20 protein-coding genes are annotated in these 20,908 nt (G+C 64.6%); 16 read left to right on the top strand and 4 right to left on the bottom strand.

All coding sequences use genetic code 11. From position 1 onward, the window contains the following. Positions 1-40: 40 nt before the first annotated feature. Entirely contained in the window at positions 41-334 is a 294-nt protein-coding gene (gene groES / locus VME63_RS07285) for a co-chaperone GroES (RefSeq protein ID WP_325431773.1), read from the bottom strand. Positions 335-638: 304 nt separating this feature from the next. Here groES and VME63_RS07280 point away from each other — a divergent pair, with 304 nt between their 5' ends. The 13 genes from VME63_RS07280 (at position 639) to purH (ending at position 13,537) form a co-directional block, all read left to right on the top strand. After that, positions 639-1,286, top strand: coding sequence for a class II aldolase/adducin family protein (locus tag VME63_RS07280; protein ID WP_325431771.1), 648 nt, complete (start codon positions 639-641; stop codon positions 1,284-1,286). A 19-nt stretch (positions 1,287-1,305) separates the two neighbouring features. Further along, complete coding sequence (gene cutA / locus VME63_RS07275; RefSeq protein ID WP_325431769.1) at positions 1,306-1,635, top strand: divalent-cation tolerance protein CutA; 330 nt, start codon at positions 1,306-1,308, stop codon at positions 1,633-1,635. A gap of 122 nt (positions 1,636-1,757) precedes the next feature. Further along, complete coding sequence (locus tag VME63_RS07270) at positions 1,758-2,453, top strand: glutathione binding-like protein (protein WP_325431767.1); 696 nt, start codon at positions 1,758-1,760, stop codon at positions 2,451-2,453. A 95-nt stretch (positions 2,454-2,548) separates the two neighbouring features. Then, positions 2,549-3,463 carry a DMT family transporter gene (locus VME63_RS07265; protein ID WP_325431765.1) on the top strand — a complete coding sequence of 305 codons (915 nt, stop codon included), beginning with the start codon at positions 2,549-2,551 and terminating at the stop codon, positions 3,461-3,463. A gap of 50 nt (positions 3,464-3,513) precedes the next feature. Further along, entirely contained in the window at positions 3,514-5,685 is a 2,172-nt protein-coding gene (locus VME63_RS07260; protein WP_325431763.1) for a protein-disulfide reductase DsbD, read from the top strand. A gap of 490 nt (positions 5,686-6,175) precedes the next feature. Continuing rightward, complete coding sequence (locus VME63_RS07255) at positions 6,176-6,721, top strand: TlpA disulfide reductase family protein (protein ID WP_325431761.1); 546 nt, start codon at positions 6,176-6,178, stop codon at positions 6,719-6,721. 147 nt (positions 6,722-6,868) lie between these two features. Next, the gene (gene aroQ / locus VME63_RS07250) at positions 6,869-7,321 is read left to right on the top strand and encodes a type II 3-dehydroquinate dehydratase (protein ID WP_325431759.1); all 453 of its coding nucleotides are present in this window, start codon (positions 6,869-6,871) and stop codon (positions 7,319-7,321) included. Between the two features lie 72 nt (positions 7,322-7,393). Beyond that, on the top strand, positions 7,394-7,858 hold the full coding sequence (gene accB, locus VME63_RS07245) for an acetyl-CoA carboxylase biotin carboxyl carrier protein (RefSeq protein WP_325431757.1): 465 nt from the start codon (positions 7,394-7,396) through the stop codon (positions 7,856-7,858). 16 nt (positions 7,859-7,874) lie between these two features. Next, on the top strand, positions 7,875-9,248 hold the full coding sequence (gene accC / locus VME63_RS07240; protein WP_325431755.1) for an acetyl-CoA carboxylase biotin carboxylase subunit: 1,374 nt from the start codon (positions 7,875-7,877) through the stop codon (positions 9,246-9,248). Positions 9,249-9,478: 230 nt separating this feature from the next. After that, the gene (gene prmA, locus VME63_RS07235; RefSeq protein ID WP_325431753.1) at positions 9,479-10,378 is read left to right on the top strand and encodes a 50S ribosomal protein L11 methyltransferase; all 900 of its coding nucleotides are present in this window, start codon (positions 9,479-9,481) and stop codon (positions 10,376-10,378) included. 149 nt (positions 10,379-10,527) lie between these two features. Continuing rightward, positions 10,528-11,322 carry a zinc-ribbon and DUF3426 domain-containing protein gene (locus VME63_RS07230; RefSeq protein WP_325431751.1) on the top strand — a complete coding sequence of 265 codons (795 nt, stop codon included), beginning with the start codon at positions 10,528-10,530 and terminating at the stop codon, positions 11,320-11,322. 192 nt (positions 11,323-11,514) lie between these two features. Continuing rightward, the gene (locus VME63_RS07225; protein WP_325431750.1) at positions 11,515-11,808 is read left to right on the top strand and encodes a helix-turn-helix domain-containing protein; all 294 of its coding nucleotides are present in this window, start codon (positions 11,515-11,517) and stop codon (positions 11,806-11,808) included. Positions 11,809-11,926: 118 nt separating this feature from the next. Continuing rightward, positions 11,927-13,537, top strand: coding sequence for a bifunctional phosphoribosylaminoimidazolecarboxamide formyltransferase/IMP cyclohydrolase (gene purH, locus VME63_RS07220; RefSeq protein ID WP_325431748.1), 1,611 nt, complete (start codon positions 11,927-11,929; stop codon positions 13,535-13,537). Positions 13,538-13,552: 15 nt separating this feature from the next. Here purH and VME63_RS07215 read toward each other — a convergent pair whose 3' ends face one another. Then, positions 13,553-14,566 (bottom strand): bile acid:sodium symporter family protein, encoded by a 1,014-nt coding sequence (locus VME63_RS07215; RefSeq protein ID WP_325431746.1) that lies wholly within the window; start codon positions 14,564-14,566, stop codon positions 13,553-13,555. Positions 14,567-14,657: 91 nt separating this feature from the next. Here VME63_RS07215 and VME63_RS07210 point away from each other — a divergent pair, with 91 nt between their 5' ends. Together VME63_RS07210 and VME63_RS07205 are read left to right on the top strand one after the other, a co-directional pair. After that, entirely contained in the window at positions 14,658-15,560 is a 903-nt protein-coding gene (locus VME63_RS07210) for a LysR family transcriptional regulator (protein ID WP_325431744.1), read from the top strand. Positions 15,561-15,606: 46 nt separating this feature from the next. Continuing rightward, the gene (locus tag VME63_RS07205; RefSeq protein ID WP_325431742.1) at positions 15,607-16,317 is read left to right on the top strand and encodes a glutathione S-transferase; all 711 of its coding nucleotides are present in this window, start codon (positions 15,607-15,609) and stop codon (positions 16,315-16,317) included. Between the two features lie 648 nt (positions 16,318-16,965). On the opposite strand, the gene VME63_RS07200 is transcribed toward VME63_RS07205, so the two are convergent. Both VME63_RS07200 and VME63_RS07195 read right to left on the bottom strand, forming a co-directional pair. After that, a complete protein-coding gene (locus tag VME63_RS07200) occupies positions 16,966-17,397 on the bottom strand; it encodes an EamA family transporter (protein WP_325431740.1) in 432 nt (143 codons plus the stop codon). A 31-nt stretch (positions 17,398-17,428) separates the two neighbouring features. Next, positions 17,429-17,962 (bottom strand): DUF2782 domain-containing protein, encoded by a 534-nt coding sequence (locus VME63_RS07195; RefSeq protein WP_325431738.1) that lies wholly within the window; start codon positions 17,960-17,962, stop codon positions 17,429-17,431. Positions 17,963-18,054: 92 nt separating this feature from the next. Here VME63_RS07195 and polA point away from each other — a divergent pair, with 92 nt between their 5' ends. Next, complete coding sequence (polA, locus tag VME63_RS07190; protein WP_325431736.1) at positions 18,055-20,799, top strand: DNA polymerase I; 2,745 nt, start codon at positions 18,055-18,057, stop codon at positions 20,797-20,799. The last annotated feature ends 109 nt before the right edge of the window (positions 20,800-20,908 follow it).

Raw genomic sequence — 20,908 nt, 5'->3', positions numbered from 1 at the left:
ATTCAATAAGTGGGTGGAAGAGAGGGGCGGGAGAGGCCGATCAGCCTTCGATCACCGCAACGATGTCGTCTTCCTTCAGGAAGACCAGCTCTTCGCCGTCGATCTTGATTTCCTGGCCGGCGTACTTGCCGAACAGCACCACTTCGCCCGCCTTGACCGACATCGGACGGACCTTGCCGTCTTCCAGGATGCGGCCTTCGCCGGCAGCGATGACCTTGCCGCGGGTCGGCTTCTCGGTGGCGCTGTCGGGGATGACGATGCCGCCGGCGGAGACACGCTCCTCTTCCAGGCGCTTGACGATGACGCGATCGTGCAGCGGACGCAGTTTGCTCATGGGAAAACTCCAGCTATGGCTTGAGGTAAGAAAATGTGGGCGACCCCGGTGCCGGCCCTTGCAGGCTGTTAGCACTCAGGAAGCACGAGTGCCAATTTTAGCCTCCAAAAAAACCCCTGGTATAGGGGCCGGTCGAGCTCTGCAAGGCTCAATAAGGGTTGGCGGTCGGCTTTCAAGGGGCCGGCCGAAACGACGTGGTTCTGAAATGAGGCCCCGAATGCCCCCTCGCCACGCGCGCAGATGACACGGCGGGCAAAAATGCCGACGATGCCGGGTCTCCACAGAACGATCGGGCAGCCAGGCAGTGAGCACGGAACGGACATTACGCGACCAGATCGTCGCCCACGGGTTGAAGCTGACGCCCTCGGGCCTGAGCCAGGGCACCTCGGGCAACTTGAGCATCCGCCATGGGCAGGGCTTTTTGATCACCCCCAGCGGCATGCCCTACGGCGAGATCGCCGCCCAGGACATCGTGCCGGTGGCGATGGACGGACGTTACGAGCACACCCGCGCTCCGTCCAGCGAATGGCGCTTTCACCGCGACATCTACGCCGCGCGCCCTGATGTGCACGCCATCGTCCACGCGCATCCGCCCTACAGCACCGGGCTTGCGATGTGCCGGATGGACATTCCCGCCGCGCATTACATGATCGCGGTGGGCGGCGGCGATTCGATCCGCTGCTCGGACTACTACACCTACGGCACCCAGGAGCTGTCCGACGCGGTCGTGCGTGCCTTGGACGGACGCCTGGCCTGCCTGATGGCCAACCACGGCATGATCGCCGCCGGCGCGACCATGGAACAGGCGATGTGGCGCGCGATCGAAGTGGAAACCCTGGCCAGGCAGTACGCCATCGCATTGCAGGTGGGCAAGCCGGTGCTGCTGAACGATGAGGAAGTGACGCAAGTGATCGAGAAATTTGGCAACTACGGCCTGATGTCCAGGAAATGATTGCCCAGGAAACACCGCCATGGCCGATCCCGATACCGTTTTGCTTTGCTACTGCACCTGCCCCAACGCCGACAGCGCGCAGCACCTGGCGCACGCTCTGGTCAGCGAAGGGCTGGCCGCGTGCGTCAACCGCATCCCGGCGGTGCATTCCACCTACCGCTGGAAAGGCGAAGTGACCACCGACAGCGAGGAGTTGCTGCTGATCAAGACCACCGCAGCGCGCCTGGAGGCGCTCAAGGAGCGCGTGCTCGCCCTGCACCCGTACGAGCTGCCGGAGCTGATCGCGGTGCCGGTGGAACTGGGCCACGGCGCCTATCTGGACTGGGTGCGCCGCGCCGGAGCGGACTGAGCATCGGCGCGACCGGGCGGCAAGTGGTTATGTGCACATGCCATAAGGTGGCTATTTTGCCCAGCCACTGCCAAGCCTAGTCTTGGCTCCAGCCACCGCTACGCCGCCATGGAACCTGCACCATGATCGATCTGTACTTTTCCCCCACCCCGAATGGCCTCAAGGCCCGGCTGTTTCTGGAAGAGGCGGCCCTCGCCTACCGCCTGATGCCGGTGGCGCTGGGCAAGGGCGAGCAGTTCCGGCCGGACTTTCTGGCCATCTCGCCCAATGGCAAGATCCCGGCGATCGTCGATCACGAACCGGCCGGCGGCGGCGCACCGATCACGTTGTTCGAATCGGGCGCGATCATGCTGTATCTGGCGGAAAAGTGCGGCCGCCTGATCCCCTCCGACATCCACGGCCGCGCCCGCGTGCTGCAATGGCTGTTCTGGCAGATGGCCGGGCTCGGGCCGATGGCCGGACAGATCGGCCATTTCAATGTCTATGCACCGGAAAAGGTGCCTTACGCGATCGACCGCTATACGCGCGAAACGCATCGCCTGTACGGCGTGCTCGACCGGCAGCTGGCCGATCATGCGTTCGTAGCAGGCGATTTTTCGATCGCCGATATCGCCTGCTATCCGTGGATCGTGCCGCACGAGGCGCACGGGCAGAAGCTGAGCGATTTTCCGCATCTCAAGCGCTGGTTCGACGCCATCGCAACCCGTCCGGCCACCTTGCGCACTTATGAGGGCGTGGAAAACGTCTACGCGCCCCGGCAGCAAGCCGTCTCCCAAGAGGAACGCCGCGTGCTGTTCGGCCAGGGCGCCAGGCCGTGAAACCTTTGGCCGCCAACAAACGAAACGTCTACTGACAGGCTCTGTCAGTGCGCGCGCCTAAATTAGGTGCCTGCGAACCCTCCTGAATGCCGCCCATGAAAAAGTCCGACGTCGCCGTGCTGTTGCTGCTGGGCGCCCTGTGGGGGGCGTCGTTCCTGTTCATGCGCATGGGCGCCAACCAGTTCGGCGGCATGGCGATGGCCGGCGCGCGCGCGATCGGCGCGGCGATCTGCTCGCTGCCGCTGTTGCTTTCGCGCCAGCGGCTGGCGGAAATGCGTGCGCATTGGCGTGCAATTAGCTTGATCGGCCTGGTCAATTCGGCGTTGCCGTTCGTGTTGTTCGCTTACGCGGCCCAAAGCCTGCCAGCGGGGCTCTCGGCGATCTTCGATGCCATCGCACCGCTGCTGGTGGCGGCGTCGGGCTGGCTGTGGCTCAACGAAAAACTCGATGCTTCCCGTGGCGCCGGGCTGTTGATCGGCCTGACCGGCGTGGTGTGGCTGATCGGCGGCACCATCGGCTTCGGGCATGGCGGCGCCACCGCAGGCTGGGCAATGGCGGCGTGTTTGGGCGCCAATGTCTGCTATACCTTCGGCGTCCATTACAGCCACCGGCGTTTGCGCGAGGTGTCGCCGCTGGGCATCGCCGCCGGCAGCCAGTTGGCGGCGGCGGTGATACTGCTGCCGTTCACCGTGTGGCTATGGCCGGCCAAGACACCCACGCTGCCGGCCTGGGCGGCGATGATTGGCCTGGCCAGCTGCTGTACCTCGCTCGCGCTGGTGCTGTTCTACCGGCTGCTGGCACGCGTCGGTTCGACACGGTCGATGGCGGTGCTGTACCTGATCCCGGTGTTCGGTGTGCTGTGGGGCGCGGTGTTCCTGGGCGAAACCGTAACGATCGCGATGGCGGGCGGTTGCGCGGTCATCCTGCTCGGCGTTGCGCTGACCACCGGCGTGCTGCGTCCACGCGCCACTCCCACGGCTGCGTTGGAAGCGACCGAAGCTGAGCCATAATCCCTCATATCCCCTCGCACTTGAGCGCCATCGAGCCTGCTGGAGTCCCCATGCGTTCGTTTTTCCAAGGCCGCGCCGCGGTCCATCTGCTGGTCCTGCTGGCCTTGCTGTGCGGTGCCACGGCAGGCCTGGCCCAGGACACCGCCAACCTGCTGCCGGTTACCGAGGCGTACAAGCTGAGCGCCGACGCCGGCACGCCCGGCGTACTGAAACTGCACTGGACCATCGCGCAGGACTACTACCTTTATCGCGGCCGCATGAATTTCAAAGGCGGCGACGGCGTCACCCTGGGCACGCCGCAGTTGCCCGATGGGGAGAAGCACGACGATCAGTACCTGGGCCCGGTCGAGACCTATCACCACAGCATCGACGCCACCATTCCCTACACGCTCGCTCCCGGCACCACCCGGCTGACGCTGAGCGTGCGCTACCAGGGCTGTCACGAAACCGATCCGAAGGTCTGCTACCCGCCCCATACCGAGCAGCTGGATCTTGCCGTTCCCGCCGCGCCTGGCGGCGCAAACAAGCTGAGCGCGGCGCTCGGTGCGCCGCCTACATCGCTGCCCACGTCGCTGGATGCAAACCACGGTGCGCCGTTGCCGGCCGAGCAGGCGTTTCACTTCGAGGCCATCGCACAGGATGCGCATCACCTGCTGCTGCGCTGGACCATGCCCAAGGGCTATTACCTGTATCGCGACCAGACCACGCTGTCGTTGCAGGACGCGCCGCAGTTGTCGCTGACACCGGCGTGGCCGGCCGGCACGCTGCACCAGGACGCGCACTTGGGCAACACCACCGTGTATTTCGATGAAGTGGACCTGCCGGTGACGGTGAACGGCGATGTGTCGGCATTGAAGTCGCTCGCGCTCAACGCCAGTTTCCAAGGCTGCCAGGATGGCGGCTTGTGCTATCCGCTGATGACGCGCCAGGCGAACATCGATCTCGTGGGCGGTACCGCTACGGGCCAAACCGTGGCAGGACCGGCACCGGAAATGCCGCCGGCCAACCTCAAGGGCGGTTCATCCGATATCGGCCTGCTGTATGCGTTGCTGCTCGCGCTCGGCGGCGGATTGCTGCTGAACTTCATGCCGTGCGTGTTGCCCGTGTTGTCAATCAAGGTTGTTGGACTGGTCGAGAGCGGCGAGAGTCCCGCGCGGCGCCGTTCGCACGCATTCATGTATTCGGCGGGCGTGCTAGCCAGCTTCATCACCCTTGGGCTGGTGATCATCGCTTTGAGAGCGGCGTGGGGCACTCAGTTGCAAAACCCGCTGTTGGTCGCAGCGCTGTCGCTGGTGATGTTCGCGGTGGCGTTGTCGATGTCGGGGGTCGTGCAGTTCGGCGCGTCGCTAGGCAACACTGGCAGTTCGCTGGCCAATCGCTCCGGCGCCGCTGGCGATTTCTTTACCGGGGTGTTGGCGGTAGTGGTCGCAAGTCCCTGCACGACGCCACTCATGGGCCCGGCGCTGACGTATGCGTTCGCCGCGCCCGCCCTGGATGCATTGTGCGTGTTCATCGTGCTGGGATTTGGGCTTGCTCTGCCGTTTCTTGCGATAGGTCTCGTACCGGCGTTGTCGCGCTTGCTACCACGCCCGGGAAGCTGGATGGAAACGCTCAAGCAGGTGCTGGCGTTTCCGATGTACCTGACGGCGGCGTGGCTGGCGTGGGTGCTGGCAAACCAGCGCGGCGCCGATGCGGTGGGCCTGCTGATGGTGGCGGCGGTGTTGCTGGCGATGACGCTGTGGTGGTTCGAGCGCAGCCGCGGACAAGGTCTGCCCAGTCGTGCCGGCGTCGCGCTGTTGGCGCTGATCACGCTGGTGCCGATGTATGACCTCGCCACCCTGCCCGCGAGTACGCAGGCTACCGCCGCCCTCTCCGGCGGCGCGGTGGCCTACTCGCCGGAAAAACTCGCCGCACTGCGCAGCCAGGGCGTGCCGGTGTTCGTGGACATGACCGCCGACTGGTGCGTCACCTGCAAGGCCAATGAGCACGCAGTACTCGATGGCGGCAGTTTCCACGCGCTGCTCAAGCGCACCGGAACGGTCTATATGAAGGGCGATTGGACCGACGTGAACCCCACCATCTCGGCCTTCCTCGCGCAGTACCACTCGCCGGGCGTGCCGCTTTATGTGGTTTTTCCGAAGGATGGCGGCCCGGGCAAGCAGTTGCCGACCGTGCTGACCTCGGCGCTGGTTGAAGACGCGCTGACCGAGGCGGCCAAATGACGCCGCGCCCGCCCCTCCCCCTGCTTGCAGGGGAAGGCTGGGAGGGGGTTACGCGCTTGCTCTATAGGGAGGGCTCCACCCCACCCCGACCCTCCCCTGCTGCACGCAGGGGAGGGGGCACCAGCATGCTGAGTCGCGGCAACCTGTTCAGCCGAAGACGCGCTGACAGAGGTGGCCAAGTGACGCCGTGCCCACCCCTCCCCCTGCTTGCAGGGGGAGGCTGGGAGGGGGTTACGCGCTTGCTCTATGGGAAGGGCTTCACCCCACCCCGACCCTCCCCTGCTGCACGCAGGGGAGGGGGCACAAGCATGCTGAGTCGCGGCAACCTGTTCAGCCGAAGACGCGCTGACCAAGGTGGCCAAATGACGCCGCACCCGCCCCTCCCCCTGCTTGCAGGGGGAGGCTGGGAGGGGGTTACGCTTTTGCCCTATGGGAAGGCTTCACCCCACCCCAGCCCTCCCCTGCCGCACGCAGGGGAGGCGGCAGAAGCATGCTGAGCCGCGGCAATCTGCTGATCCTCGGCTTCGCCCTGCTGGCCGCCATCGCGGGCGGCTGGCTGCAACACGAAAGCCGTCTGGCCCGCGTGCCAGCGGGCGTCCAAGTGGCGAACGTCGGCGATCTTCGCCCGGACCTGGCACTCGTGGGCATGGACGGCAAGGAACATCGCCTGTCGGACTACCGCGGTCAACGCGTGCTGCTCAATTTCTGGGCAAGCTGGTGCGTGCCCTGCCTCAAAGAGATGCCCCAGTTGAACGCGGCCCAGCGCAAGTTCGGCGATCAGGGAGCGATCGTGCTGGGTATCGCGATGGATGATCCTGCCAACGTACGGGCATTTCTCGCCGCTCATCCGGTCGATTATCCGGTCCTGATCGGTCAGCTCGGCGAGCCCAGCACCTCGCTGCGCCTGGGTGACGGCGACGAAGTGCTGCCTTTCAGCGTGCTGCTGGACGCGAACGGACGCATCCTTGCCACCCGCCGCGGGCCACTGGACGCCCAGCAGCTGGCCCACTGGCTGACGCCGGCAACCGCGCCCTGATGCGGTTTCCAGGCTACATACGTCCACGCACGGTTTAACGCGCACTTCTCCGTCAAACATCGTCGATCTGCGCCGAACTGGACAACATCACCGGATGGCATCACACTGCGCCCATTCCGAGGCGCCCGGGGGCGCCTGGAGCCATCCATGGCAAAGCTGCTGGTCCTGCACGGACCCAACCTCAACCTGCTCGGTGCGCGCGAACCGGAGATCTACGGCCGGGAAACGCTGGCCGACATCAACAACACCTTGGCCCAGCGCGCCCAGGCGGCGGGGCATGAGCTTGCCTGGTATCAGTCCAACGCCGAGCACGAGCTGATCGGACGCATCCACCAGGCGCGCGATGAGCAGATCGCCTTCATCCTGATCAATCCCGGCGCGTTCACCCACACCAGCGTCGCCCTGCGCGACGCGCTGGCGGCGGTGGCGATCCCCTTTATCGAGCTGCACATGAGCAACGTGCACGCCCGCGAGCCGTTCCGGCACCACTCTTATCTGTCGGATCTGGCGGTGGGCGTCATTTGCGGCTTCGGCAGCGACAGCTACCGCCTGGCGCTGAATGCCGCGCTCGCCAAACTTGAACCCAAGCCTGCCGGCTAGTCCGCATTTACCACTTTCGTTCACTTTCCGGCCGCCAAGCTGTGGCCCCCAGACCCTGAGAAGGCAAGCCCCATGGATCTGCGCAAGATCAAAAAACTGATCGACCTGCTCGAGGAGTCCAACCTCGCGGAACTTGAAATCAAGGAAGGCGAAGAAGTCGTCCGCCTGTCCCGCGTGCCCAAGGGAACGGTCACCGTCGCCAGCGCGCCCACCGTGCAGATGCCCGCACCCGCCGCGGTCGCCGCCGCGCCGGTCGCTGCGGCCCCGGCCGCGGCGGAGCCGGCCGTCCCCGGCCTTCCCGCCGGCCACGTGGTGAAGGCGCCGATGGTCGGCACCTTCTACGCCTCGGCCACCCCGGGCGCCGCAGCGTTCGTGAAAGTGGGCCAGCAGGTGAAGGCCGGCGAGACGCTGGGCATCATCGAGGCGATGAAGATGTTCAACCAGATCGAGGCCGACGTCGGCGGCACCGTGCAGGCCATCCTGGTCGACAACGGCCAGCCGGTGGAATTCGACCAGCCGATGTTCGTGATCGCCTAACCTTGGTCTGACGACAATGCAGAAGCTCGAAAAGGTCGTTATCGCCAATCGCGGCGAAATCGCATTGCGCATCCTGCGCGCGTGCCACAGCCTCGGTATCAAGACCGTGGCGGTGCACTCCACCGCCGATCGCAATCTCAAGCACGTAGGCCTTGCCGATGAAGCCATCTGCATCGGGCCCGCGCCTTCGGTCGACAGCTACCTCAACATTCCGCGCATCATCGCCGCAGCGGAAATCACCGACGCCAACGCGATCCATCCCGGCTACGGCTTCCTGGCCGAACGCGCGGACTTCGCCGAGCAAGTGGAGCAATCGGGCTTCATTTTCATCGGCCCGACCGCCGAGGTGATTCGCATGATGGGCGACAAGGTCGAAGCGATCCGCGCGATGAAATCCGCGGGCGTGCCGTGCGTGCCCGGCTCCGGCGGTCCGCTCGGCGAAAACGTCGAAGAAAACATGCGCATCGCGCGCGAGATCGGTTATCCGGTGATCATCAAGGCCTCCGGCGGTGGCGGCGGTCGCGGCATGCGCGTGGTGCGCACCGAGGCGCACCTGGGCAACGCCATCACCATGACCAAGCAGGAGGCCAAGGCGGCGTTCGGCAACGACCAGGTGTACATGGAGAAATTCCTGGAAAATCCGCGCCACGTGGAAATCCAGGTGCTGGCCGACGGCCAGGGCAATGCCATCCACCTGGGCGAGCGCGATTGTTCGATGCAGCGCCGCCACCAGAAAGTGGTCGAAGAAGCGCCCGCGCCGGGCGTCACGCCGGAACTGCGCGCGCAGATCGGCAAGGTATGCGTGGATGCATGCCTGCGCATCGGCTATCGCGGCGCGGGCACATTCGAATTCCTGTTCGAGAACGGCCATTTCTACTTCATCGAAATGAACACTCGCATCCAGGTGGAACATCCGGTGACGGAGTTGATCACCGGCGTGGATCTGGTGCGCGAGCAGTTGCGCATCGCCGCGGGCGAAAAGCTTTCGATCAAGCAGGAAGCCGTCAAGATTCAGGGCCATGCGATCGAGTGCCGCATCAACGCGGAAGACCCGGAAACCTTCATGCCCTCGCCAGGCACCGTAAAGCGTTTCGAAGCGCCGGGCGGCCCCGGCGTGCGCGTGGATACGCATCTGTACGACGGTTACAAGATTCCGCCGAACTACGATTCGATGATCGGCAAGCTGATCGTGCATGGCCCGGATCGCGAAACAGCCATCGCGCGCATGCGCCTTGCGCTGGCCGAAACCGTGATCGAAGGGGTCAAGTGCAACCTTCCGCTGCAGCAGCGCATCATGAACGACGTGGGTTTCCAGCAAGGCGGACAAAACATCCACTACCTGGAAAAGCGCATGGCCGAACACAAGGAACATCCGCATAGCGGGCATTGATCGGCATGCTTTTCCTCCTCTCCCCTTGGGGATGCAGGGAGCGGCCAAGGACGGCCGTGCCCTGAAGAGCGAGGAGGACGATTGAGGCAAGCGGCCATCCCTGCGGCCACCTGGCAGCGACATTCGTTGCCAGGTGACGCTCATCGCAAGATGGCCCCTTGAGCCTACCCTCTCCCTAGCGGGGAGAGGGAAAATCCGTCAAACCCTTTCTCACGCTGCACGGACCGCCCATGCCCTGGCTCGAACTCTCCCTGATTGCCCGCGCCGAACAGCAGCCCCGCGTCGAGGAAGCGCTGGACGACCTGGGCGCGCTATCGATCACGCTGCAGGACGCCGACGCCGAAACGCCCGACGAACAAGCCATCTTCGAACCGGGCGTGGGCCAATTGCCGCTGTGGCCCACCATCACCCTCAACGCACTCTTCGATGCCGACACCGATCGCCGGGGGCTGGCGCAAGCTCTGGGCGAACTGCTGCCCTGGCTCGAACCGGAGCAGCTGATCTTTCGCGACGTGGCCGACGAAGACTGGGAACGCGCATGGATGGACCAGTTCAAGCCCATGCCGTTCGGGCGGCGGCTGTGGATCTATCCGTGGAACATCGAGCCGCCCGAGGACGACAGCATCGTCGTGCGGCTGGATCCGGGCCTGGCCTTCGGCAGCGGCACCCATCCCACCACTGCGCTGTGCCTGGAATGGCTGGACGGCCAACAACTGGCCGGCAAGCGCGTGATCGATTTCGGCTGCGGCTCGGGCATTCTTGCCATCGCGGCGCTGAAGCTGGGCGCGGCCGCCGCGGTGGGCATCGATAACGACCCGCAGGCGCTTATCGCCTCGGCCAACAACGCCGAACGCAACGACGTCGCCGAACGGCTGGCGCTGTACCTGCCCGAGGATTTCGCGGGCGAGCCGGCCGATGTCTTCGTCGCCAACATCCTGGCCGGCCCGCTGGGCGAACTGGCGCCGACCTTCGCCGCCGCCACCCGGCCCGGCGCGCCGTTCGCCATCTCCGGCATCCTCAAGGGCCAGGAGGACGAGCTGCTTGCGCGTTATGCCCCGTGGTTCGATGCATTGCGTGTGGACATATGCCAAGACTGGGTCCGCATCAGCGGCCATCGCCGCGCCTTCTAAGCCCCGCCAAGCGGGTCGGATGAGGTGACAGCCTTGCGTTGCGGGTGATTGGAAGTACGCTTCGATGAGATCAATGCAAGCCCCGCCCCTTCATCCCGACCCTGTTCCCGAAAGGGACAGCAAGCGAACGCAAAAAGCCATTCCCAAGCATGTATACGCAATGCCCTGAATGCATGTCCGTGTTTGCAGTGGATGCGCGCACGCTCGCGCAAGCGCACGGCTTTGTCATGTGCGGTCATTGCGGCGCCGGCTTCGACAGCATCAGCACGCTTGCCGATCAGCTTCCGCCTGAACCGTTTACCGAGCTGCCCTCGCACGAGCCGGGCGTGGAGCCGCCGCATGTCGAGCTGGTGGTTTATCGGCCCAAACCGGAAACCGAGCCCGACGCGGCGACATCCGAAACACAGGCCGCGCAGGACGCCTTCGCCGACCTGATCGTTACGCCGCGCTTCGCGCGCGAACAGCGCGACACGCGTGCGCGTCGCTGGCCATGGGTACTGGCCTGTGTCGCCTTGTTGCTGGGCCTTTGCGCGCAGCTTGCGTGGGCATTGCGCGATACGCTGGTGGCCGACCCCACCGTAGGCGGGATGCTCAGACAAGCTTGCGCCGCGCTGAACTGCCGCTTGCCCGAGGTGCGCGATGTCGCGCAACTGCACTTGTTGGCACGTGACGTGCAGACGCATCCCACCGTACCCGGCGCGCTGCTGATAAGCGCCACTTTGCGCAACGATGCCCCGTTCACGCAACCATGGCCGGTGGTAACCATTCGCCTTTCTGACGCCAACGGCAAAGTGCTGGCCATGCGCCGGCTCAATCCGTATGAATACCTTGACGACACCGAGCAATTGCGGCAAGGACTGCCCCCCGGCGCAAGCACGGCGTTGATCTTCGAAGTGGAAGATCCCGGCCGCAAGGCCGTCGCCTTTGATCTTAGCTTTGAATAACCTGCGCTTAGTGCCTGTCCCGCCTAGCGTTAGCATTTTTCCTGGCGCCACCTCTTAATTTTGTCGCCGACCGCGAGTACACTCGATCCCTCGCGTAAAGCTTGAGCGCGTTTGCCAAACCGCCGCGTAAGCGGTAACTGCCATAAACATGGCGACGGCCAATGCAGCCGTTGCGTGAGTACGTGAGGGGAAATGTCCTTGAACGCCGTCAGACTGCCTGCCAACGAGGCCGTTCGTGAATCCGCGTCCTCGTCGCAGAGCGCACTGAGTGAATGCGTCAGTCGCACCGTTCGCCGCTACCTGGCGGACATCGGCGACACCTCGTGCGACGAAGGCCTGCACGCGCTGGTCATTCGCGAAGTCGAAGGCCCCCTGCTGCGCGAAGTGCTCGCGTTCCACGACGGCAACCAGAGCCGCGCCGCGGCGGTACTGGGCATCAACCGCGCCACGCTGCGCAAAAAGCTCGCCGCGCACGGCTTGCTTTGATCCGACTGCGCGTATAGCGCGCATCGCCATTTAGCCATCCAAACCGATTCCATGCGCGCTACGGCAGGCCATGCCGTGGCGCGCTATAATGCGCGGCTTTACCGCTTCGGAAACCGCCATGTCCGCATCCGCCGTCACCCCCGTCCGCCGCGCCTTGATCAGCGTTTCGGATAAAACCGGGCTGATCGAACTGGGCCGCCGCCTGGCCGCCGCCAAGGTGGAACTGCTTTCCACCGGCGGCAGCGCCAAGGCCCTGCGCGAAGCCGGCGTGGCCGTGCAGGACGTCAGCGCACTCACCGGCTTCCCCGAGATCATGGACGGCCGCGTCAAGACCCTGCACCCGAAGGTCCACGGCGGCCTGCTGGGACGCCGTGGCACCGACGATGCCGTGATGGCCGAACTGGACATCGCCCCGATCGACCTGCTGGTGCTGAACCTGTATCCGTTCGAAGCCACCGTGGCGCGCCCCGACTGCACGCTGGAGCAGGCGATCGAGAACATCGACATCGGCGGCCCGGCAATGCTGCGCTCGGCGGCCAAGAACTGGAACGACGTCGGCGTGCTCACCTCGCCCGACCAATACGACGAAGCGCTGACGCAGATCGAACAACACGGTGGCCTCACCCGCGCCACGCGCTTCAAGCTGTCCGTCGACGCGTTCAATCGCGTGTCCAATTACGACGCCGCGATCAGCGATTATCTCTCCGGCTTGAAGCTCAACGATGCGCAGGATGCCATCGCCGGCCACGAAGCGTTCCCGGGCCAGGCCAATGGCCGTTTCGTGAAAGTGATGGATCTTCGCTACGGCGAAAATCCGCATCAGCAGGCGGCGTTTTATCGCGATTTGTATCCGTCGCCCGGCACGCTCGCGACGCTGCGCCAGTTACAGGGCAAGGAACTGTCGTTCAACAACATCGCCGATTCGGATGCGGCGTGGGAGTGCGTGCGCAGCTTCGTCAAGCCCGCCTGCGTCATCGTCAAGCACGCCAATCCCTGCGGTGTCGCGGTCAGCCTCGAAGGCATCCAGCGCGCCTACGATCTGGCCTTCCAAACCGATCCCACCTCGGCCTTCGGCGGCATCATCGCATTCAACCGCCAGGTGGATGCCGAAACGGCGCGTGCGATCGTCGACCGTCAATTCGTGGAAGTGGTGCTGGCGCCGGGCTATACGGACGATGCACTAAAGACCTTCGCCAAGAAGACCAACGTACGCGTGCTGGAAATCCCGGTGCCCAAGGATGCCGACTTGAACGCCGCGCATCCGGGCAACGACGCGCGCCGCGTCGGCTCCGGCTTGCTGATCCAGACCGCCGACCGCGGCATGATCACCGCCAACGACCTGAAGATCGTCACGCGCCGCACGCCCACCGCCGAGGAGATCAACGACCTGATCTTCGCCTGGAAAGTAGCCAAGTACGTCAAGAGCAACGCCATCGTCTACGCACGCGACCGCCAGACCATCGGCATCGGCGCCGGGCAGATGAGCCGCGTTTACAGCGCGCGCATCGCCGGCATCAAGGCCGCCGACGAAAAGCTGGAAGTGCGCGGCTCGGTGATGGCCTCCGATGCATTCTTCCCGTTCCGCGACGGCATCGACGCCGCGGCGGCCGCAGGCATTCGCGCGGTGATCCAGCCAGGCGGCTCGATGCGCGACGCCGAAGTGATCGCCGCCGCCGACGAACACGACATGGCGATGGTGTTCACCGGCATGCGCCACTTCCGGCACTGATGTTGGCGCGATCCCTCAGTCGGCCGCCGCGGTTTCGGCGGGGCCGATGCTGCGGGAGCGGTTGACCCCGGCGCGCTCGGCATAGCGGCGCGCCAGCACCGCGCACGTCATCAGCTGGATCTGGTGGAACAGCATGATCGGCAGCACGATCATGCCCAGCGCGTGCGCGGGAAACAGCACCTTCGCCATCGGCACGCCGCTGGCCAGGCTTTTCTTCGAGCCGCAGAACACGATGGTGATTTCATCATCGCGATCGAAGCCCAGTGCACGCGAACCGTAACGCGTAACGATCAACGCCACCGCCAGCAGCACCGCATTGACGATCAGCAAACCGCCGAGTACCGGCAGCGGCACCTGCTTCCACAAGCCCTGCAGCACGGCCGCACTGAACGCGGTATACACCACCAGCAAAATCGAGCCCTGATCGACCATGCCGATCAGCGGACGATGCCGCTGCACCCATCCGCCGATCCAGCGCTGCGCTACCTGTCCGGCCACGAACGGCACGAACAACTGCAACACGATATCGCCCACCGCGCCCCACGACATGGCACCGGCACCATGCGATTGCAGTACCACGCCCGTCAGCAGTGGCGTGACCACGATGCCGATCAGGCTCGACGCCGACGCCGAACACACCGCCGCCGACACATTGCCGCGCGCCATCGAGGTAAACGCGATCGACGACTGCACGGTGGAGGGCAAGGTGCACAGAAACAACACGCCGATATAAAGCTCCGGCGTAACCAGCGGCGCGAGGATCGGCTTCAGCGCCAGCCCCAGCAGCGGAAACAGCGCGAAGGTGCTGGCCAGCACCGTCAGGTGCAGACGCCAGTTGGTAAGCCCCGATACCACCGCCTCGCGCGACAGCTTCGCGCCATGCAGAAAGAACAGCAGCGCGATGGCAAGGTCCGTCAGCAGGTTAAATACCTGGGCCGCGCCGCCCCGGCACGGCAATAAGCTCGCCGTGATGACCGTGGCGATCAGGCAGAGGGTGAAATTGTCCGGCAGGAAACGGCGCAGTGACATGGCGATCACCGAAAAGCATGGGGGATTGGCGCGTATTGCACTGCCCGCCTATTGATAAATCAAATCGTTTTATTGTATTCATTGATACTAAATGAGCATGAATATCAGCCTGCGGCAGTTGCGTGCATTCCTGGCGGTGGCCCGCCAGCGCCACTTCCGCCGCGCGGCCGAGCATCTGCACCTGAGCCAGCCCGCGGTAAGCCGGCACATCGCCGACCTGGAAGAAGAGCTGGGCGTGCGCCTGTTCGACCGCAACACGCGCGAGGTGGTCCCCACCGAAGCCGGCCGTTACCTGGAAAGCGCGATCGAGCGCGTGCTGGACGAGTTGGAAGAGGTGCTCGAACACGTGCATTCGGAAGGCGAGCGGCGGCGCGGCAAAGTGCGCATTGCGTCGGTGCCCACACTCTCCGCCAGCCTGATGCCGGCATGTATCGCCGATTGCGCGCGCCACTATCCGGAACTGAGCATCCAGTTGTCCGACCAGGCGCAGACGCTGGTGCTGGACAGCGTGCGCGGCGGCGAAGTGGACTTCGGCATCGCCATCGATCCGCCGGAAGGCGGCGATTTCGATTGCGAAACGATCACGCGCGATCCGTTCTGCCTCGCCTGCCCGCCCAGCCATCCGTTGGCGCGATTGAAAACGGTGGCGTGGAAAAAACTGCAAAACCAGCCCCTGATTCTGCTGGACTATTCCTCCGGCAGCCGCCGCCTGATCGACGAGGCGCTGCACAAGCACAACGTAGAGGCCAACGTGGTGCAACAGACCGGTCACACCTATACGGCATTTCGCATGGTGGAAGCAGGGCTCGGCATCACCATCACGCCGATGCTTTCCGCACCGCCGCCCTCGTTGGCAATACGCCCGCTGACGCCGACCGAGCAACGCAGCGTAATGCTGATCCGCCGCCACCATCGCTCGCTCTCGCCGCTCGCCGCGCTGGTGTGGGAACGCCTGCGCTTATTGGCCGCAAACGGCATTCTCACATCGGATTGAACCGCCATGGCGTAGGCTAGAGGCAGGCGGCTACGCGGACACGGCGATGCGTTACGAACTGTATTACTGGACCGGCATCCAGGGGCGCGGCGAATTCGTGCGACTGGCATTGGAAGATGCCGGCGCCGACTACCTGGACGTTGCGCGCAAACGCGGCGACAAGGCCATCATGAACTACCTGGACGGCATGCACGATGGCGCGTTGCCATTCGCACCACCGTTCCTCAAGGCCGGCCGCCTGGTCATCGCGCAGACCGGTACCATCCTCGCCTATCTCGGGCCGCGCCTGGGCCTGGTGCCCGGCGGCGAGGCCGCCGAGTTTCATGCGCAGCAACTGCAACAAACCATTGGCGATGTCGTGATGGAAGCGCACGATACCCATCACCCCATTGCGGCGAGCCAATACTACGAAGAACAGCGCGCGCCCGCGCGCAAGCGCGCCAAGGTATTTCGCGAAGAACGCTTGCCGAAGTTTCTGCTCTACTTCGAAAGCGTGATCGAACGCGGCAACGGCAGGCAGGCACTGAGCCGCCATTCGTATGTGGATTTGTCGCTGTTCCAACTGGTCAGCGGACTCGATTATGCGTTTCCCTACGCCATGCAACGCATGCGCGGACGCATACCGCGACTGCGTGCGCTGGCCGAGCGGGTTGCCGATCGGCCTAATATTGCCGCGTATCTGCAATCGGCGCGGCGTGTCGCGTTCAATGAACAAGGAATCTTTCGCCATTACCGCGCGCTGGATCCGGCGAGTTGAACAACACTTCGCTTGATGGCTGATGCCGTCTTGCGTAGCCGTCACTCCCGTACAGGTCGCAGTCCCGTGGCCTTGGTTTCTTTCTGCGCGCCATCGCCAGTTCGCTTTTTCGCGCGGCGTGCGTTTCGTCAATCTGCCGAACGTGCAATCCCCCATTACTTTCCACCAACACCGCGCCCGCAGCGGCAACGCTTTTGGTCCTGGCTCTTCGCCTTCGTTCTTCGCCTTAGATTTTGCTTCTCCAAATAGTGCGCCCTTCGCGCGCTGCTCTTAACGGGGGCCCCGTAGAGCGCGGCGAACGGGTGGAGGAAAGCCCGAAGGGTGGTTGGCATGGATGCCAGCCAGTGTTTCGACAGGGCAGGACGCCCTGTCGAAAGCCACCGCAACCCGTTCGCGTACCCGAAGGGCATGCTCTCCGGGGTGCCCTTTCTTTGGGTTACCTTTTCATTGGGCAAGGCAAAGAAAGGTAACTCGGCCGCCGGCAGGCGGACGTAACGCCCGCCGCGCAGGCGAGCAATCTGGCGATAAAGCACAGAAAGAAAATGAAGATTCACCTCGCTGAGCCCTTCGGGGCCGGCCCACGCGCGAGATGACGGCAATAACGCGTGTCGCAAGCAACACCGCAGCAACCCGCCCAAAACCCACCCGCTAAAACAGCGCAATCACCAACGATCCGGCCACGATCAATACCCCGCCCACCAGCACCGCCCAACTCGGCCGCTCACCCAACACCAAGATGCCAAGCACGATCGCCATCGCCACGCTGAGCTTGTCGATCGGCGCCACCTTGCTCACCGGCCCCAACTGCAACGCGCGGTAATAACACAGCCAGGAAAGCCCGGTCGCGACACCGGACAGCACCAGAAACACCCAGCTACGCCATGGCAAGCCCGAAGGCTTCGCCCACTCCGCGCGCAAGCTCAGGATGCCTGCCGTCACCGCCAGGATCACCAGCGTGCGAATGAACGTGGCGAGATTGGAATTGATCCCCGCCACGCCCAGCTTGCCGAACAACGCCGTCAACGCGGCGAAGAACGCCGAACCCAGCGCAAACAGCAACCAGCTTTCGCGCGGATGCATGCGCGTCTCCAACGTGGTGCGGAAAGGAAACTCAGGAACCGTTGTCGCCGGACGATGAAGCCGATGCCGGCTTGCTATTGCCCCACTGCATGATCTTGTACATCACCGGCTTCACCGGCGGCTGGCCGTTCGGATCGAGCATATGGCCGTCCGGATCGACGTTGTAGATCTGGGTCGGGCCGACCTTGGGCGTTACCACCACCATGTAGACACGGCCGTTCTCCCGGTACACCTGAATCGTATTGTCGCCCTCCTGGTGCACCTGCACGTCCGGCGGCGGCTGCCCGTTGGCATCGCGGCCGGCCGGCGCGCCCGGCATCTTGGGCATCGGGATCGGCTTGCTTTCCATATGGCTGGGTTCAAGCTCCGCCGGCGAGGAAACCGGGGCGGAAGCGGCCGTGCTGGCGGGGGCCGGCTCCTTGGAAGGATTGACGCCCGGGTCGTTCATGCCCGGCGGCGGCGGCGCGGGGGCGAAATGCGGGGCCGACGAGGACGACGACGTCTGCGCGAACACGGGCGACAGCGCCAGGGCAGACAGGGCAAATAGGCAGACAGCGGGTTTCATGACGTTCACCTCGTTAGGGACGCCAAGCATAGCAGCGGCCCGTCGGCCACCCCGTGAACCGGAGCCTTCCATCGGCGTGCGAGAATGCCCGCATGCCAAACCTTACCCTGATCGACGGCTCCTCGTACCTCTACCGCGCCTTTCACGCACTGCCGCCGCTAAGCAACGCGCAAGGCGAACCCACCGGCGCGCTGTTCGGCGTGGTCAACATGCTGCGCTCCACGCTGAAGGCCAGGCCCGACTACGTGGCCTTCGTCAGCGACGCGTCCGGCCCCACCTTCCGCAACGTGCTGTACGACAAGTACAAGGCCAACCGCCCGCCGATGCCGGACGAGCTGCGCACGCAGATCGAGCCGATGCTGTCGATCGTGGGCGCGCTGGGCATTCCGATCCTGCGCGTCAGCGGCGTGGAAGCGGACGACGTGATCGGCACGCTCGCCACGCAGGCGCACCAGCACGGCATCGCGGTAACGATCTCCACCGGCGACAAGGATCTGGCGCAATTGGTGCGCCCGGGCATCACGCTGATCAACACCATGACCAACACCACCATGGACACGCAGGGCGTGGTGGAAAAATTCGGCGTGAGGCCCGAGCAGATCATCGACTTTCTCAGCCTCACCGGCGACACCGTGGACAACGTCCCCGGCGTCACCAAGTGCGGCCCCAAGACTGCCGCCAAATGGCTGGCCGAATACGGCTCGCTCGACGGCGTGATCGCGCACGCGGACAAGATCGGCGGCAAGATCGGCGAATACTTGCGCCAGGCGCTGCCCGCGCTGCCGCTGTCGCGCGAGCTGGTCACCATCAAGCTCGACGTGCCGCTGGACACCACCGTTACGCAACTCACCCCGCGCGAGCGCGACGTGGCGGCGTTGCGCGAATTGTTCACGCGCTACGAATTCAAGGCCGCCCTGAAAGATCTCGATAGCACGGCAGCGGCATCGCCAGCGGCGCAGGCAACGCCACCAGCGGCCGCTCCCGCGCAGACGCCGCACGCCGAGCCGATGCCCGCCGTGGATCTGGCCGGCGAAGGCCATTACGAACTGGTCACCACGTCCGAACAGCTGGCCCAATGGCTCGCGCGCCTGCACGATGCGCCGCTGGTCGCGTTCGACACCGAAACCACCAGCATCGATCCGATGCTTGCCGACATCGTCGGTATCAGCCTTGCCCTACAGCCGGGCCACGCCTGCTACATCCCGCTTGCGCACGATTACCCCGGCGCACCCGCGCAACTGCCGCGCGAGCACGTGCTCGATGCGCTCAAGCCGATCCTGGAAGATCCGCGCCGCCCCAAGGTCGGCCAGCACGCCAAGTACGACATGAACGTGCTTTCGCACTACGGCATCGTGGTGCAAGGGCTCAAGCACGACACCATGCTCGAATCGTATGTGTGGAACGCCACCGCCACGCGCCACGACATGGATTCGCTTGCGCGCAAATACCTGGGCTATGAAACCGTCAAGTACGAGGCGGTGACCGGCAAAGGCGCCAAGCAGATTTCCTTTTCGCAGGTGGACCTGGACACCGCCTGCCGCTACGCCGCCGAAGACGCCGACATTACGCTGCGCCTGCATCACGCGCTGTGGCCGCTGCTGCAAAGCGAGCCCACCTTGCTAAAAGTCTACGAACAGATCGAGATACCGCTGGTGCCCGTGCTCGCCGGCATGGAGCAGCGCGGGGTGCTGATCGACGTGAACGAATTGCGCAAGCAAAGCCAGCACCTGGGCAAGCGCATGCATGAGCTGCAGCAGGAGGCGTTCAAATCCGCCGGCCACGACTTCAATCTCGATTCGCCCAAGCAGCTGCAGGCGATCCTGTTCGACGAACTGGGCCTGCCCGCGAAACTGAAAACACCCACCGGGCAACCTTCCACCAACGAGGAAGCGCTGGAAGCCATCGCCGACGATCATCCGCTGCCGCGCCTCATTCTCGAATATCGCGGCCTGGCGAAACTGCGCTCCACCTACACCGAAAAGCTGGCCGAGATCGTCAACCCGCGCACCGGCCGGGTGCACACCAGCTATCACCAGGGCGCGGTGGCGACGGGGCGCATTTCCTCCAACGACCCCAACCTGCAGAACATCCCCGTGCGTACCGAAGAAGGCCGGCGCATCCGCCAGGCGTTTATCGCGCCGCAAGGCTGGAAAGTGATGGCGGCGGACTATTCGCAGATCGAGCTGCGCATCATGGCGCATCTTTCCGGCGATGAAGGCCTGGTGCGCGCGTTCAAGGAAGGCGGCGACATCCATCGCGCCACCGCCGCCGAAGTGTTCGCAATCGCGCCGGAGGACGTCACCAGCAACCAGCGCCGTGCGGCCAAGGCGATCAACTTCGGCCTGATGTACGGCATGAGCGCCTTCGGCCTGGCGCGCCAGCTTGGCGTCGATCGCGGCCAGGCCAGCGACTACATGGCACGCTACTTCGCGCGCTATCCGGGCGTGCACGCGTTCATGGAGGCCACGCGCGAACGCGCGCATCGCGATGGCTATGTGCAAACCCTGTTTGGCCGGCGCCTTTACCTGGACAACCTCACCGCGCGCAACCAGGCGCTGCGCGCGGGCGCCGAACGCGCGGCGGTCAATGCGCCGATGCAGGGCACCGCCGCCGACATCATCAAGCGCGCGATGATCTCCGTCGCCGATTGGCTGAAGGATCGCGACGACGCGCACATGCTGATGCAAGTGCACGACGAACTGGTGTTCGAAGTACGTGCCGATGCCGTCGATACCGTACGCGAGGAAGTGCGCGCACGCATGTCCGGCGCGGCCACGCTGAGCGTACCGCTGATCGTGGACGTCGGCGTGGGCAGCAACTGGGACGAAGCGCACTGAGGCATGGGGTGCCAATGGCCGCCTCCCGCCCATGTATGGGGCGTGCCTGGCCAGCGTGCCGCACCGGCTTGCGGACATGAATACCGGCTGACCGGTTTTGGGCTTTTTC

It is taken from the genome of Dyella sp. (assembly GCF_035503745.1).
GTDB lineage: Bacteria > Pseudomonadota > Gammaproteobacteria > Xanthomonadales > Rhodanobacteraceae > Dyella_B.
The sequence above is the reverse complement of the archived record's forward strand: the minus strand, read 5'-3'. Positions and strand labels throughout refer to the sequence as shown.